At 66.1% G+C, this 257-nt stretch carries 1 protein-coding gene; it reads left to right on the forward strand.

Going from position 1 to position 257, the window contains the following annotated elements; all coding sequences use genetic code 11:
• On the forward strand, positions 1-257 hold a 257-nt coding region (locus SB773_RS33010; RefSeq protein ID WP_410594644.1), incomplete at both ends, for a family 1 glycosylhydrolase.

Below are 257 nucleotides of genomic sequence, written 5' to 3' on the forward strand. Positions count from 1 at the left end.
CGAATCCGCAGCTCAACCACCATACCGAGGTGACCGGCGGCGTGCCCATCGTCGTCACCGAGAACGGCATCGCGACGCACGACGACTCCCGGCGGATCGCGTACACCGACGAGGCTCTCCGCCACCTCGGTACAGCGATCTCCGATGGGATCGACGTGCGCGGCTACCTCCACTGGACTCTGCTCGACAACTATGAGTGGGGCCACTGGGAGCCGACGTTCGGCCTCGTCGAGGTCGACCGGGAGACCTTCGTCCGT

Origin of the sequence: Bacillus sp. SIMBA_074 (genome assembly GCF_046534555.1) — a bacterium.
GTDB classification, from domain to species: Bacteria; Bacillota; Bacilli; order Bacillales; family Bacillaceae_G; genus Bacillus_A; species Bacillus_A mycoides.